Source organism: Legionella gresilensis (genome assembly GCF_900639865.1).
Classification (GTDB): domain Bacteria; phylum Pseudomonadota; class Gammaproteobacteria; order Legionellales; family Legionellaceae; genus Legionella_C; species Legionella_C gresilensis.
On the sequence record NZ_CAAAHX010000020.1, the window covers coordinates 1 to 15,977 of the forward strand.

A 15,977-nucleotide genomic window follows, 5' to 3' on the forward strand; every position below is an offset into this window, starting at 1 on the left:
CAATTTACCAAATCCCAAGTTCAACACCGCTGGAGTTGGGAAGTTTTAGGCCAAAAAGCGCTTTGGATTTTACCCATTACCCATACCTGTCTCACGCTTTTATTGTTTGGTGTGTTTCCTTTGATTATTGCATTAACGACATTACCAGGCGGTATAAAAATTCTTTATGGCTATATGCAGTTTTTTATTTCTTTGCAATTTTGGCCTGTGCTTTTTGCAATTTTAAATGCCGGCATGACGATTTATGGGGCAACATCGTCTGGTGAGTATGGTCAATTTACGATGGTCAATCTTGATAAAATTGATGAGTTACATGCCGATGTTTCAGGGGCATGCGGGTATTTGATGATGCTCATTCCCTTCTTATCGCATGGGCTAGTGTCTAATTTAGGCGGCGCCTTTAGCAATCTCGCAACCAGCATGATGAGTCATATGCAAGGCTCTAGTATGTCAGTGGCGGGGGAGGCTGCGAGCGCGTCCTTTGGACTTGGACAGACTAGCTTTTATAACACTACAGCTAATAATTTTTCAGCCAACAAACACGACTCTAACTGGACACACCTGCATGGCATGCACACAGAGCAATTGGGAAGTGGCGTATTAAAAACTATTACAGGCAGTGGCGATAGGGTCTTTGATGTTAGTCCTGGAATGACGAGAAGGGCGGTATCGATTAACGCCCAGGAAGGTTTAAGTGCGTCGCTTAATCAAGCCTTTGAGGAATCGACACAAGCAGCAAAAAATGAATCGGCGCACTATCAAAGTTCACTCTCTAACTTTGCTCATCGGGCGTTGCAATTATCGCAATTGGCTGGACATGACATGCGTTTAGGGGATGGCATATCGGAAAGTGAGACCGGGCAATACTCCAAGGCGTTATCAACCATTAGTCATATTGCAGAAGATGTAGCACGCCGCCGAGGTGTGAGTCGTGAAGACGCACTGACTCATTTGACTAGTGGTGGTTGGGGCGCGCAAGTTGGTGTTAAAAGTCAGGGCAGTATCTGGGGCAAGCTTGCGCAATTGGGTACGGGTTTTCATGCAGGCGCTGATGCGCATCTTAAATTTGATCGTAACTCTACAAATCAGGATAAATACCATACTGGTATGGATGGCGCTCTTTCAGCTCGTGAATCGCGTGACTTTAATGACGCAATGAGCTATGTGAAGCAGTTTTCTCAAAATCATCATTTTGATGACAGTCATTCAGAAGCTTCTTCACTGTCTAATCAATTGGGTACTGATCTGCGAGAGGCGGAAACCGCCAGCCGTAATTTGGATGCTTCCCTTGCAAAGGCGATGCGCATCCAAAATGCGAAAAGCTTTGTAGAATCTCATTCCTCTCAAATCACCACTGATTTAAATCAGGCCTTTCCATCTTATGTGGCACAACGACTGGGTGAGGCAGTACGCGATGAGTTGTTTAGCCATCCCGGGGATAGCCGATCTTTAAGCAAGATTCAGTCTTTAGGTCAGGATTTTATTGCGTCAAAACGAGATGAGTTAATTACCCAATTCGGTAACAAAGAGCATCAATCACAGATTGAATCATTTTACCAAAAAGAACAGCGTGATTTGATTACCAAAGAGAATCAATTAGGTAATCGCTATCAAAAAAACAGCGAGGAATTTGTTCAGCAAGCACAGTCAATGAAGGTTGGCATTAATGAAAAAGAGCTTAGCTCATTTCAGCACGAGGTGCATTATGAGCAGAGTGCTTTGCCTGAAAATTTGAAACAAGGAGAGCAATTGCTTAACTCAGATCAGCATGATCTAATGAAGGAAAAGGATTTGAAGTTACAAGAAGGCATGATGAATGCTCAAAAAAATGTGGTAGTGCCAGAGAATATGCATCTGCCCTTCGAAGACAAGAAATTACACAAAAAAGGAGAGTGGAGTGGATCCGAAACAATTAAAGCAAGCCATAGCAGAGGATATGAAAACGATTAAAGTGCTAAACCCAGAGATTATTCCTGCTCGTTTCTATTATGGTGGACTTTTAAAGGGGATTTTTAGCGGGATATGGCGGATGTTTATAATCCTGTTTTTAACGCTATGCTATGTTATGAGTGATGACAAAGAGCCGATTATCTGGTCCAAATTGCTTCTTGACTCAAGTATTGCTGCTGTACTTCTAAGTACAGTTGCGATGTTTTTCTTGCTAACTCCAATAAGCTTTTTTGTTCAATTTCAGTTTCATCTGGAGAAAAAATTAAAGACTGGTGCGTTAATAAGAAGGAAATGCAGCCACATTTCGATAATGTTTTTTGGAGTGTTTGCTTCCTTGTGTATCTTGTTTGGCAGTTATGCTTCTGAACAGCAGATTTTTTTTATGTTGGTACTGTCTTTCTTCTTGAGTTTAGGAGCGACTCATATTGTGGTCAACATGGAATTAAGCCGCATTGGCTTTAGTAGCCTGTTTACTCTATTCAATGAATTTTTTTCTAAAGGAAAAACTGTCTCAATAGAAGAAGCTCAGAAATAAAAAATAAAACGCAAAAAGAATAAATTTTAACCATTTTTCAGGCAATGTTAGCTACTGCTTTGCCTAAAAAAAGATGATAAGGAACAAACATCATGCGTGAGGAGCCCAATTTCAAACATTATACTCGTGGCGGACAAATCAGTTTTCACAATCTTCGGATGTGGGATCAAATTACTAAAACGCTTGCTTGGCTTTGTCTTTTTCTTTGGGTGGTATTAACCGGCTTAATCACCTGGTTAGTCACATCTCCTGAGAAGTTACGCCAAGCTATTGCATATTACTATGCAAGTTTTTTAAATCTCGTGGGACAAAAGCATACTTTCCTGCTTCCCTTTCATGGTACGTACTATCAACAAACCGTGGAGTCAATTTTGCATTACTCTTATTACAAAGAAAATGCCAATCACATGGTGAATTTATTAGGAAAGTCTTCATTAGCAGCCTTTGCCCTTTCGTTTGTTTTAGGACTTTGTCTTGCCTTTTATTTTATTCGCAGGGGAAAAGCGCAGCGTGCTAATCAGTTTATTCGTGGCAGCCGCATAGACACAGTCGAGAATGTAACCCAACAAATCTTAGAGAAAAAGGAAAACTCTGATATCACTATTGACGGATTTCCGCTTAAAGCGCATAGCGAGGTTCAACATCTTTTGGTGCATGGAACGGTAGGTACAGGGAAAAGTCAACTCATTATGAAAATTATGGACGTACTGCGCAAAAGGGGGGATAGAGTGATTGTTTATGATAAGGGGTGCGCTTTTATTCCTCATTACTTTGATGCACATCAAGATGTCATTCTAAATCCCTTTGATGCAAGATGCCCTAATTGGGACATGTGGTGTGAGGCACCTCGTGATTGTGATTTTGAAAACATGGCAGAAAGTTTAATTCCGATGCATGGCGATTCCGATCCTTTTTGGGTCAATGCGGCCCGTACTGTATTTTCCTCTGCTGCTGCTAAAATGCGCAAAGACAACGATCGCTCCATTGAAAAACTGCTTAAGCTCTTATTAACCGGTGAATTTACTCATTTGGAGAATTATCTTAAGGGAACGCCTGCTGCAACGCTCGTTAGCGGTAAAATTGAAAAAACTGCAATTTCCATTCGCTCAGTCATTACCACCTACTTAAAATCACTTACCACCTTATCGGGATTGAACTGTGAGGGGGCAAGCCCGTTTTCTATTCGTGATTACATTTTAAATGAACATCATAACGGCTGGCTTTTTATTTCATCCAATGGCGAAATGCACCATTCATTAAAACCCCTGATATCGATGTGGCTGGCCATGGCTTCCTTAACGCTGTTAAGCCTTACCCCTAATTCAGAGCGGCGTATTTGGTTTATTTGCGATGAGTTGCCAAGCCTTCATAAGCTGCCGCTTTTAGGTGAAACCATTGCAGAAGTCAGAAAGTTCGGTGGTTGCTTTTTATTAGGTATGCAAAGTTTTGCTCAGCTTACCAAAGTCTATGGTCAATCCGGTGGCGCAAAAGAATTGTTTGATTTACTAAATACCCGCTTTTTCTTTAGAAGTCCAAGTGCAGAGATGGCGCGTTTGGTTGCCAGTGAGCTTGGGGAAGAGGAAATTGAAGAATCACGAGAAAATTATTCCTATGGCGCTAACAGTATTCGAGATGGCATCTCGCTTGGCAGCCAGCGTGTTACACGTCCCATTGTGTCCTATCCTCAAATTTTGGAGTTGGAAGATTTAACCTGTTTTGTTCGCCTTCCAGGAAACTATCCCATCACACAACTCAAACTTAAACTTCAACATCGCACCAAATACTTAAAAGGGTTTGTTGAGCGTCAATTCACTATTAATGAAACCTTACAAAAGGCCGTTAAAGAAAGCTTAAATGAGAGTATAGATGAAGGTAGCACGCCAAAGCACCACCACAAACAACCCGCTGATGTTGAATTTGAAGTCTAAGGAGCGAAGATGTTAAGCGTACAGCCTCTTAAATCAGCGCATGGTGCTGCCGATTATTATACAGCTGCTTTTAATTACTATGCAGGTGACGCACAAGCACTTAGATGGTTAGGAGATGGCGCTAAACGTTTGGGCTTGACAGGGCTTGTGGAAAAAGAAGTCTTTCTTCGCTTGCTTGAAGGACATCTTCCCAATGGTCAAATTTTAAAGAATAAGAAAGGAGAGCATCGTCCTGGTTTTGACATGACTTTTTCTGCGCCCAAAAGCGTTTCCATTTTGTCCGGCCTTGGCGCGGATAGTAAGCTTTCCCAACTCCATGATAAGGCCGTTGAAAAAGCCATTGGGCTTATTGAGAGAGAATTTGCGCAAGCCCGTATGGTTATTGATGGCCGTGTGCATTATGTTGATACCGGCAATTTGGTGGTAGCCGCATTTAGGCAGCCTTCCTCGCGGGCAAACGACCCAGCACTGCATACGCATGGCGTTACCATGAACATCACCTTTACGCCTGTTGATGGCAAAGCGCGCTCGCTCGCCTCGGATATGACTGGAAATTTCGGCGTCATTGAACAATTGCAGCAGCATGTGACTTATGCGGGTCTCTTATATCGCACTGAACTTGCCAATCTATTAAAAGAGCAAGGTTATCGACTGCGCGATGTAGGAAAAGGGATGTTTGAAATCGATGGAGTGCCTGAGGAAGTGTTAAAAGAATTTTCCACACGACGAGCTGATATTGAAGACAAAATGAAGGAAAAGGGCTGGGAAGGCGCGCGACTTGCAAGTAAAGCGACCCTCTTAACTCGAAATGCTAAGGAAGAGCATGATATTAACGTGCTCAAAGCTGATTGGCAAAAGCGAGCTAAGCTGCTGGGCTTTGATGCGCCTGCTTTTGTTGCTTTACATAAAGGTGACTTAGAAAAGGTTTTTGGTTTGTTTACCTTAATAAAAGAGCGTCTATTCGAGCGCTTTTATGGAAAGGAAGATTTAATTACATTGCAGGCGAAGGAGGCAGTTTTTGTTGCCATAGAAACCCTTTCAAGCCAAACCAGTGTATTTGAGTTAAGGCAGCTTAAGGAAGCCGCTCTTAAACATACTCTTGCAGGACAGCCAATTGTCCCAATTAAGGTAATTGATGCCATGATTAATACTCACGTTAAGAGCGGGTTGCTTTATCAGGCAACCGATCCCCTAACGAAACGTTCTATGTTGACTACCCCATGGGCATTAACATTAGAAACAGAAACGCTTGCTCGTATTGAATCCAATCAAGGTCTATTAAAACCCATGGCCAATACCCATGCAGTACTTCAAGCGCAGATTGCCTATGAAGAAAGCTCCCCATTCCCTTTAACAGTCTCGCAAAAGCAGGCATTGATGCATGTATTTACCTCAACCGATCGCTTTAATGCAATTCAGGGTTATGCGGGTACTGGAAAAACAACCCTACTTCGACTCACCAAAACGCTTGCAGATGCCAAAGGATTTGATACGAGAGGAATCGCCGTCACAAGCTCTGCGGTTAACGAGCTTCGTGATAAGGCAGGCATTCGCTCGGATGTTTTTCCAATTGTGCATCAGGAGCTTTTGAAGGCACCCAAGAACGCCTTGAATAACACCCTGTATATTTTGGATGAAGCGTCCATGCTCTCTACCACTCAAGGCCATGAATTTATCAAATTAATTGAGCAAAAAGGGGCAAGACTCTTATTAACCGGCGATGACTCGCAACTTTCAAGTGTCAAATGTGGCCGTATTTTTGGTCAAGCGCAGGAGTATGGGATATCTACAATCAAGATGACTGATATTATTCGGCAAACCAACGTTAAAACAAAAGAATCTATACGTGATGCGATTAATAGAGATTTATACGACTCTCTGCAAAAACTGGATGAAGTGAGGGAATTTAAATCCCATGACGAGCGTATTAAGGCGATAGCCTATCATTGGCTAAATCTTTCCAAACCCGTTCGTGAAAAAACACTAGTCTTTGCGCCGACCCATGCGAACCGTCGTGATATTACTTCCATCCTGCGTGATGGTTTAAAACAAGAGGGAACATTAACGGGTAAAGAGTACCTGATTAACACGTTAAAGGCTCGCGCGATGGAAGAAGTCCAACATCATCATACTCAATACTATCAACAGGGTGATGTGCTGCGCTTCAACCTAAAGCTTCCAAAATCTGGCATTAAGCCACGCGACTACCTGACCGTGGGAGTCATAACTGAAAAACATCAAAAGAATAAAACCGTACCACTGGTGACAAGTTCAGGCAAATCAGTCATCCTGCATTTGAAGGATTTACCTTTTTACACCCCTTCGCGTGCGGGATTAAATCGTCCCATTGAATTTTATGAGGCAACCTCACTTGCGCTTTGCGCACATGATAAGGTGCTCATCACTCGCAATAACAATCAGGCAGGTCTTGTGAATTCATCCTTGGCTTCTGTTGTTACCATTGATGAGCAGAACATAACGCTTAAGTTTGAAAAAGATGATGAAACAAAAACGTTTTCACTTGATGCACGGGAATTACAGCATCTTGACCACGGTTATGTACTGACCAATATGAAAGTCCAGGGCAAGGATAAAACCTACGCTTTAGGTCTTATAGAATCCTACAATAAGTTTTCAGCAACGCTTAGAAATTATTACGTTCAGATTTCGCGCGCCATATCGAAAATGACCTTGATTACCGATGATAAAAATCAATTATTAAACGCGCTAGAGCACAATGAGGACACTAAAAAATCCGCTCTAAATTATGTAAACAGTGAAACGCTAAAAAAGCATGCTCATTACTTTACAGATAACCCTAACGCCATCAACATAAGAGCAGTCTTGGATAAAAAAATAATCACCGAAGAAGTTTTGGCGCGAAAACAAACTCTGATTAATCAATATAGCGATGCTAAAGAGAAGCACAAAACAGCTGTTGCTTCTAAGGTGGCCTGGCAAATCGTTACAGACAATGATCTTAAACGTATGGCAAGACATCAGCTGGTTGTTTCTGAAAACACAATACGACAAGACGCTTTGAAGCTCGCAACAATGAAGCTGTTAAAGGAACTTAAACCTGAAGAGCAAGAAAAAGTACTCACCGTCAAAGCCTATCTTAAGGCTTGTCATGAAACCCAGAGGGCATGGAAATCAATTCATTATGGAAATAAGTGTGCCTTACAAAAATCAAAAGCGTTTGACCAAGCCGAAACGCGAAATGCGCTCGCATGCCTAATTGCGGAAAATATCGAAGAATACAAACCCTATCTTCATCATTTTTCCATAGGCCTACTCAATCGACTGGGTATGTCACAATATCGCATTGAAAAAGGGGAGGAGCGGGCAATAGTCAGGCTTAAAAACTTAAGCACTCACGCAGAAAAGCATCAAATGGCACGCACCGTGGCGTCGTTTTTCAGTGAAGAGCAGTTTGAGTCAAAAGAGTCACTTGCAGCCCTTCTTAAAAGCAAATCTAAAGCCGTTCATCCTCATTTAATTCGCTTAAGTGAAAAAACAAAAAAGCCTCTGGATAGTCTATGGCGTGAAATCAACCAACATGTCAAAAGGGGTGAAGAAAATTCTTTTAGGGAAAGCTTAAATCTACAAGAAAAAACCCTTTTTGATACTGTTAAAACCTATCAATCGCTGAATAAAGAATTGGCCGTTCATTTTGCAAGCACACTTGATGCCCTAGAGATAGGGAGGACACTTCCAGAAAGAGTAGAACAATCTCAAAGAGAAATCGCTGTTTTAAGAAACCAAATTGCCGCAACGGTTCATAATAACCCCTCTTTTGATAAAATTTTGCATTTTTTCAAGATAGACAAAGAAAAAATCAAACAACAAGCCGCTCGTCATGACAAGCGAGAAACAGTCTTGAGATTTAAGCAGGCTACGTCAAACTTTAAGCTAAAAAGAGAAACCGCTTTATCCATCGCCTCTGATATTAAAGGGCATTATCCCTTTATTAAAGCGCTTGGTGTTAATACCAAAGCATTAAATACGCTGATGCGAATTAAAGCACGAGGTGACTTTATCAGTGAATTAAATGATGCGCAAAAGGATGATTTTTTAAAAATCATAGATTATAAAGTAACGAGCCGAAAAGCCAGTCAGACTTGGAAATCTATCTTTTCCGACAAAGAGCAAAGCCTGCCACTTAATAAGGGTAAGTTTATCGAGGCACAACGTTTAACAGCCAAACGAGATAACTTAGCCTTTGCCATTTATCAAAAATTAGACATTCAAAATTTTTTTGTGCGGGAAAGAATTGACCCACTCAAAATAGAGCAGCAAGCAAGACAGCATAAGGCGAGATTACAAATAATTAATCAATTAAATCGAACGAAAACTAATCTTCTTCATCAATTGGCGCGTCGTGGAGCGCGCATGAATCAACAGGAGTCTGCCCGGTGGCATAAAGCCTGGACGGTATTTGAAAATGATTTACAGCGTGTTTCTAACAATGAAGCCTTGTATAGACAAGCCATTGAAGCGGCACAAACATCAACGCTTAATTTTACAAAAGACGAGAAAACCCTGTTAAGCCGCTATGAATTGGATAATACCTATAAAGCACTTAAGCTTAATAAACTCGCTGAAAAGGCTCAATTAAACCAATCAAAACATTTTTATGATGCAGCTCAAATCACAGAAGCATTAATGAACAATCCCCGAGAAACATACCATGCAATTTTTGGAAATCCTAAGAAAGTAACCTCGAAAGAGATGCGTTACTCCGGAGGACTTATTGTTTCTTTGAAAGGACGTAAAGCAGGGCTATGGTATGACTTTTCGGCAGGTCGTGGCGGGAACCCACTTTCGGCATTGATGCAGGAAAGGGGGCTTACATTTCAGGACGCATTAAAGGAGGGCGCAGCCCTTGCTGGCCTCTCAGGATTAACACGCGTTTCTCCAATCACTAGAGAAAAGAAATCGAATAACTTAAGCGAGCCATGTGAAGAAAAAAACAAAATAATATCAGCTAAAAGTATTCTCAAAGGTGGCGTTCCAATTAAAGGAACACTGGCAGAAAAGTATTTAAAAGAGCATCGTGGTATAGAGCATCCAGAAAAATTAAATGTCTTATTCTGGCCTAAAGGCGCTTTATGGCAAGCAATCAACGATAATGGAGAGCTCTACGATAAAATCAATAAAATACCTGCTTTATTGATTGCAGCTAAGAACAAACAAGGCGAAATCACAGGCGTTCAGCGCGTTTACTTAGATGAAAAAACAGGCTGTAAAAATAACTTTATGGAGCATGCTAAACTGTCTAAAGGGTGCATTGAAGGCAGTGCAGGAATTCTTCAAAAAGGTGAAAAGCGTGCAGCACTTTATTTAGTAGAAGGACCCGAAACGGGTGCCACAATTGCCATGGCAAATCCTGACTCCACGGTATTGGTTTCTTTTGGTTTATCGAACTTAAAAAACTTAATTGCACTGATTAAAAGCTTTCATCCTAATGAAATTATTATTGCTGGAGATAACGATTCGAATGCTAAAAGTAATACCCTAAAAATAACGTCCGAAGTGCAAGAGCATCTTCAAAAAAATGGAATGAATGCCAAAATAATGATTCCAAAAAATATTGAAGGAAGAGAAAAAACGGATTGGAATGATGTGCACCAATTAAAAGGAATACAAGCTGTTAAGAATGAGCTTGGTTTAACTCAAACAAACAAGCTTGATTGGGTGATTTATGAAGCCAATGCGCTCTTTAAAAAAGAAATGAAGTTGGCTAATCATGTTGATATTTCTTTACTTAATACCAAGACCCATAAACCAGCCAACGATATTAGCTCAATTGATTTAACGAAAAACTGCAAAGAAATTCAGCAGAAAATCGAGCAAAGAGAAATGGATTTAGAGATATAGTTATTCATAACCCATCAGGGTAGACATGCACCAGTTGATTATAGCGATCAAGTGATACATCAGCCAATTTTTTAAATTCATCCGAGCCATAATCAAGCTGACTTTGGGCTATATTTTTTAATAACCCATTCATTTGAATAATTAACTTAAAGCAATATTTCTCAATTTCAGAGAACTGGCTTTCAGGGTTTTTGTTGGTCTCTCTTCGTTCGGCAACGATGAGGCCAATTTCGGCCATTTTGGCAATAGTCTGTGAGAGTGAAACATCATTATCTTCTGCATGTTTTTGCAATTTTTCATGCGTGACTTTAGGCAGTGTTATTGTAATTCTTGGCATAAATTTATCCTTTTATGTGAAAGTGGGGTATGCAGATTGTATGAACACCACATATTTTAAACTTATGAGCATTAAAAACCTTATTATACATGCACAGGCACATAACATAACATACTTTATGCTTATCAATTTAAGCAAATATGCATATATTTTTGGCTGCTATTTTGGCAATAATAAGGGCTTGTTATATTCTTTTTGAATATTATTTGATCTATTGAAATTGTTTTCGCAGATATCTTTAAATTATTATTATTAATATAATAAAATCAAATAGTTAAAAATTTGCATTCCAATGCGAAAGGTGTGCTGCGATCTATTTCCTATTCTTTTGTCTAAATATCCTTGAGATTTCCTTGTTCTTTTATTTAGTTTTATTTTATAAGCGCAGGTTTATTGCGTGTTTGTGATAAATTGCTATTATCACAAGCTTTGAACCCTTACCTAGTTTAAACGTGCGTATTTATCTCTCTGTTCCCTATTCTGAAAAAGAAGAAGCAAAGCAATTTGGTGCTCGTTGGGACCCTGAAAAAAGATTATGGTATTCCCCAGATGGAAGAAAAGAACTTACGGAAAGATGGCCGTTTCAGCAAGAAGAGTCTATTTTAGAGCTAATTGGCGAAGACAGATATTTTGGTGGCAATCAATTGTTTGTCGATCTTATTCCTCAATCTTGCTGGTTTACTAATGTCAGAAAATGTGTTGATCCTTCAGATTGGGACAGACTTCGTAAATTTGTTTACGCAAGAGCTGGCTATCAATGTGAATGTTGTCAGGAAAAATCACTCTTAGATGCTCACGAACGTTGGCATTTTGATGAAGAACGTAAAATTCAAAAATTGAGAAGAATTATTGCATTATGCAAACCATATCATGAAGCAACTCATATGGGCTTAGCTCAAATCAAGGGACGAGAAAAACAAGCGACCGAACACCTAATGCGTGTTACAGGAATGAGCGCATTAGATGCTCAAAAACACATTAAGGACGCGTTTGATTTATGGGCAGAAAGAAATCAATTTATCTGGGAATTAGATCTTACTATCATTACCAACTCAAGGATTAAGTTAGTTCAAGAGTTTAATGATTCTTTACGAAAGAAAATTTCTAATAATGAAACTTATTATATAAGAGATTTTGAAAACTCATCTACCATTAACAATAACCAAATTTATATGAATAAACCAGAGCCAATTCCCCCAGAACGTGTTAACATTACCGTTAGTGAATTTGATAAAAATAGCGTTAATAAAACTAGAAAAATTGTAAGTTTCTTTCAACGCATCAAAAAAATAATTTTTAGTTAACTAGACGGTATGATCTCATAAATAACTGTATAGAAATTCATATTAATTGATGTATCGCGATTACTTTCTCAATTACATCGGATTTCAAAGCAGACAATATTATTAACTAGAAATAACTAATTTTACAAAATTAAAATAATTTTGCGTTGGCGTAGTATTTTGATATATAATTAGAGTATCCAAACCCGCCACGCCTCTTAACAATGCGGACCTCGGCGGGTTATTTTTTTATGACTAAGCAACATTTTACAAAGCTTCCCACCTCATTAGATGAACAAATTACTTTATTAAAAGACCGTGGCCTTACTATCTCAGACCAACAAGTATGCCGTCATCGCCTTTCTACAGTAAGCTACTACCAACTTTCCGCCTACCTTAAGCCATTTGAAAGCGATCAAATATCCCATAGCCTACATCCGGGTATTAACTTTGATGATATTTGGGATCTCTACATATTTGATCGCGAACTTAGACTGTTATTTTTAGATGCGTTGGAGCGCATCGAAGTAGCACTCAGAACATCGTTAGTTAATACTTTGTCCCAGCGCTATGGGGCATGGTGGTATATTGATAAAAATGTATTTAAATCATCCTGGTTTGAAAAAAATCAACGCACCCATAAAAGTCCCTCTGAAGAGTTTAAAAAAGAAATTGAATTGTTATGCGGTCGAGGTAAAACAGAAGGAAGTATTCAACACTTTTATAAAAAATATCATTCCCCAGAATTTCCTCCCAGTTGGATGCTCTTTGAATATTTATCTTTTGGAAAATGCACGAGCTTATTTCGTTACTTAAAAGATCATCAAGACAAAAAAGGAATATCAGCCGTATTTAATCAGCACCCCAATATTGTTGAGTCATCCATTGAAGCACTGCGATATACTAGAAATATTTGCGCACATCATTTAAGGCTTTGGGATAGGTGGTTTGTCTATAAACCAAGAAGAATCAAAGAATTAACAGATGCTAACTGCGCTCCAGGTACTTTAAAAGAACAGATTATACTGTTAAATCTTTTCCATAAAGCCATATCGCCAAAATCCTTATGGAATGAAAGATTATACCAATTATTTGAAAAACATATGACGCCGTTAGTTCCCATTCATTTAATGGGAATTGATAGTAATTGGCGTAATGATCTTATCTGGAATGCTATAAAATGACAAAGTCGTATCTGCCATGGTTCAGGAAAAGAGCAAAATGAAGCCTCTTGCAGTTCTTATATAATCTACTAATTCCAATAAATGCTGGGTTGATTTGCCTAATCGATTTAAATTCCAAATAACGATTATCTCGTTAAGGCGTAACTGTTTAATTAATCGTTCTAATCTAGGGCTATATTTTTTGCATCAGAAATTTTTTCCCGGATAAATACGATCGCAACCAGCTTCTTTCAAAGCAGTTAACTGTAGCTCTAAATTATGATGACATTACTTTTAATAAAATTAAGCTTTCTTTGACCGAGTAAAGCGTGCGGTAATTTGACAAAATACCCCATGGGGTATATACCTATAGGGGTATATTGGAGAAATCGCATGGCAAAACATCCAGACCACTATAATGAATTATCACGCTTAAATCGTGCCATTGGCCAACTTGAAGGGATTAAACGCATGATTGAGGAAAATCGTTATTGTGTCGATATCCTATCGCAACTGCGCGCTAGCCGTAATGCATTAAAAACAATTGAGCTTAGTGTGCTTGAGCGCCATGTTTTAAATTGCTTAAACGAGGCTGCTTGCCATGGCAGTCAAGAGTCAAGACAAGAAAAAATGGATGAAATTATGACTCTTCTTAAAAAATATGATTGAGGTGAGTTATGACTGCTAAACACAATGTGCAACATGACACAAAAGCGCACAGTTGCTGTGCGCAACCTGTAAAAGAGGTTGATTTTCGACCTGCTTCCTCAACTGTTATTTATACCTGTCCCATGCATCCTCAAGTACGGCAAGAGAAGCCAGGCACATGTCCTATTTGTGGTATGGCGCTTGAGCCTGAAGAATTCACATTAGACGCACAAAAAAATCATGAATACCGTGATATGTTTTGGCGCTTTATTCTTGCCTGCCTTGCTAGTATTCCTGTGGTGGTGCTCGCGATGGGTGAGCATTGGCTAACGTCTTATATACCCTACTACGTTTCTCTTTGGACGCAAGCACTCCTTGCTACCTTTGTGGTTTGGGTTTGCGGTTGGCCTTTTTTCGTGCGAGGGTGGCAGTCGATTCGAACGCGTCATTTAAATATGTTTACTTTAATTGCCATAGGGACAGGGGTTGCCTGGGTTTATAGTGTCGGGGTTAGTTTATTTCCCCAATTGCTTCCCGCCGCATTTAAAGCCCAAGGTATGTTGCCTGTTTATTTTGAGGCAGCGGCTGTGATTACAACCTTAGTTCTTCTAGGACAAGTATTAGAGCTTAAGGCGCGAGAGCGAACGGGTGACGCCATTAGGGCGTTGCTTAATCTTAAACCCACCACGGCGCGTCGATTAAATGAACATCAGCAGGAAGAAGAAGTTTCACTTGAAGCTGTCAACGTCGGTGATAAATTAATGGTCCGCCCTGGTGAAAAAATTCCAGTGGTCGGTGAGGTAATGAGTGGGCAGAGCCATGTGGATGAATCCATGCTAACCGGTGAGCCTATGCCCGTTATTAAAGAGCCGGGTCAAAAAGTCATTGGGGGTACATTAAATCAAGAGGGAAGTTTTATCATGAGGGCTGCTCTCATTGGTAAAGACACGTTACTGGCTCGCATTATTATGCAAGTCAGTGATGCCCAACGCAGTCAGGCCCCCATTCAACGATTAGCTGATAAGGTATCCGCTTGGTTTGTGCCGGTTGTTCTCCTTATCGCGGTTATCGCGTTTATTGTCTGGCTTTTTGTAGGCCCACCGCCTGCTTTGGGTTTTGCACTGATGGCGGCAATCTCTGTGCTGATTATTGCCTGTCCCTGTGCATTAGGGCTCGCCACACCGATGTCCATTATGGTGGGTATTGGAGAAGGCGCAAGACGTGGCATTTTAATTAAAGACGCTGCCTCCCTTGAGCGCTTGCGACAAATGACAACACTTGTGGTGGATAAAACAGGCACCTTGACCAAAGGTCACCCTGTCTTAACAAGGATTATCCCCATTGGGACTTGGCAGGAAGAAACTCTGTTAAGGCTTGCTGCATCCTTAGAGCACCCCAGCGAACATCCCTTAGCAAAAGCCATTCGAAGTGAAGCCCAGGCACGAAAACTGTCTTTTATTGAAGCTACTGACTTTATGGCCGTCACCGGCAAAGGTGCTCAGGCGCAAATCAAGGGGCAGACGGTTGCCATTGGCAATCGTCACTGGTTATCGGTTAAGCTAGATGAGGTGCCTAAAGAGGCTTTAAACGCACAAAAAGAAGGTGCAACACTTTTATATTTAGCCGTAGACAAGCAATTGGCAGGCGTGTTTATTGTCACTGACCCTATCAAAGACACAAGTTGCAAGGCAGTCGCATCACTCATGAAGAAAGGCATTGAGGTGATTATGCTTACAGGCGATAACGAAATAACAGCGAATGCGGTGGCTAAACAAGTCGGCATTCAAAACGTGATTGCCGAAGTGCTTCCGGATGAAAAAAGTAAACTGATTGGCCAGTTACAGCAAGAGGGGAAGATAGTTGCTATGGCAGGTGATGGCGTCAATGATGCAATAGCGTTGGCAAAAGCGGATATTGGACTTGCCATGGGCACCGGAAGTGACGTGGCGATTGAAAGTGCTGGCATGACGCTACTTACCGGTGACTTAAGTCAACTTGTAGTGGCTTATGAGTTATCGCAGCAAACGGTTAAAAATATCCATCAAAATCTTTTCTTTGCCTTTATTTATAATGCCCTTGGCGTGCCCATTGCTGCGGGGGTGCTCTATCCTGTCATAGGCTTACTCCTAAATCCCATGCTTGCAGGAGCTGCCATGGCGTTAAGCTCAGTGTCAGTGATTATTAATGCGCTTCGCCTTCGCAAACGCTTAACGTAAAAGAAGTAACAGAGGCTTAAAATTTCTCATTTTGAGT

The 15,977-nt window shown here is 40.4% G+C and carries 10 protein-coding genes; 8 read left to right on the forward strand and 2 right to left on the reverse strand.

Features of this window, described 5'->3' with window-relative positions:
• The 4 genes from E1P04_RS16000 to mobF form a co-directional block, all read left to right on the forward strand.
• On the forward strand, positions 1-1,950 hold a 1,950-nt coding region (locus tag E1P04_RS16000; RefSeq protein ID WP_131783884.1), incomplete at its 5' end, for a conjugal transfer protein TraG N-terminal domain-containing protein.
• Positions 1,898-2,485, forward strand: coding sequence for a hypothetical protein (locus E1P04_RS16005; RefSeq protein WP_131783885.1), 588 nt, complete (start codon positions 1,898-1,900; stop codon positions 2,483-2,485). The genes E1P04_RS16000 and E1P04_RS16005, both read left to right, overlap by 53 nt.
• Before the next feature lie 92 nt (positions 2,486-2,577).
• Complete coding sequence (traD, locus tag E1P04_RS16010; protein WP_131783886.1) at positions 2,578-4,413, forward strand: type IV conjugative transfer system coupling protein TraD; 1,836 nt, start codon at positions 2,578-2,580, stop codon at positions 4,411-4,413.
• A gap of 9 nt (positions 4,414-4,422) precedes the next feature.
• Entirely contained in the window at positions 4,423-10,293 is a 5,871-nt protein-coding gene (mobF, locus tag E1P04_RS16015) for a MobF family relaxase (protein ID WP_131783887.1), read from the forward strand.
• A 4-nt stretch (positions 10,294-10,297) separates the two neighbouring features.
• Here mobF and E1P04_RS16020 read toward each other — a convergent pair whose 3' ends face one another.
• Positions 10,298-10,630, reverse strand: coding sequence for a hypothetical protein (locus E1P04_RS16020; protein WP_131783888.1), 333 nt, complete (start codon positions 10,628-10,630; stop codon positions 10,298-10,300).
• Between the two features lie 452 nt (positions 10,631-11,082).
• On the opposite strand from E1P04_RS16020, the gene E1P04_RS16025 reads away from it, so the two are divergent.
• Together E1P04_RS16025 and E1P04_RS16030 are read left to right on the forward strand one after the other, a co-directional pair.
• A complete protein-coding gene (locus E1P04_RS16025; RefSeq protein ID WP_207386052.1) occupies positions 11,083-11,934 on the forward strand; it encodes a DUF5710 domain-containing protein in 852 nt (283 codons plus the stop codon).
• Positions 11,935-12,164: 230 nt separating this feature from the next.
• Entirely contained in the window at positions 12,165-13,097 is a 933-nt protein-coding gene (locus E1P04_RS16030) for an Abi family protein (protein ID WP_165482826.1), read from the forward strand.
• Positions 13,098-13,118: 21 nt separating this feature from the next.
• Here E1P04_RS16030 and E1P04_RS18145 read toward each other — a convergent pair whose 3' ends face one another.
• Positions 13,119-13,250 carry a recombinase family protein gene (locus E1P04_RS18145; RefSeq protein ID WP_345788926.1) on the reverse strand — a complete coding sequence of 44 codons (132 nt, stop codon included), beginning with the start codon at positions 13,248-13,250 and terminating at the stop codon, positions 13,119-13,121.
• Positions 13,251-13,469: 219 nt separating this feature from the next.
• Here E1P04_RS18145 and E1P04_RS16040 point away from each other — a divergent pair, with 219 nt between their 5' ends.
• Positions 13,470-13,745, forward strand: a complete 276-nt coding sequence (locus E1P04_RS16040) for a metal-sensitive transcriptional regulator (protein ID WP_115329707.1) — start codon at positions 13,470-13,472, stop codon at positions 13,743-13,745.
• An 8-nt stretch (positions 13,746-13,753) separates the two neighbouring features.
• Entirely contained in the window at positions 13,754-15,940 is a 2,187-nt protein-coding gene (locus E1P04_RS16045) for a copper-transporting P-type ATPase (protein ID WP_131783890.1), read from the forward strand.
• The last annotated feature ends 37 nt before the right edge of the window (positions 15,941-15,977 follow it).

Bases quoted from the DNA above. Each gene is read 5' to 3' on its own strand.
- E1P04_RS16020 (WP_131783888.1), bottom strand. From the start codon at position 10,630: ATGCCAAGAATTACAATAACACTGCCTAAAGTCACGCATGAAAAATTG.
- E1P04_RS16030 (WP_165482826.1), top strand. From the start codon at position 12,165: ATGACTAAGCAACATTTTACAAAGCTTCCCACCTCATTAGATGAACAA.
- E1P04_RS16040 (WP_115329707.1), top strand. From the start codon at position 13,470: ATGGCAAAACATCCAGACCACTATAATGAATTATCACGCTTAAATCGT.
- E1P04_RS16045 (WP_131783890.1), top strand. From the start codon at position 13,754: ATGACTGCTAAACACAATGTGCAACATGACACAAAAGCGCACAGTTGC.
- mobF (WP_131783887.1), top strand. From the start codon at position 4,423: ATGTTAAGCGTACAGCCTCTTAAATCAGCGCATGGTGCTGCCGATTAT.
- traD (WP_131783886.1), top strand. From the start codon at position 2,578: ATGCGTGAGGAGCCCAATTTCAAACATTATACTCGTGGCGGACAAATC.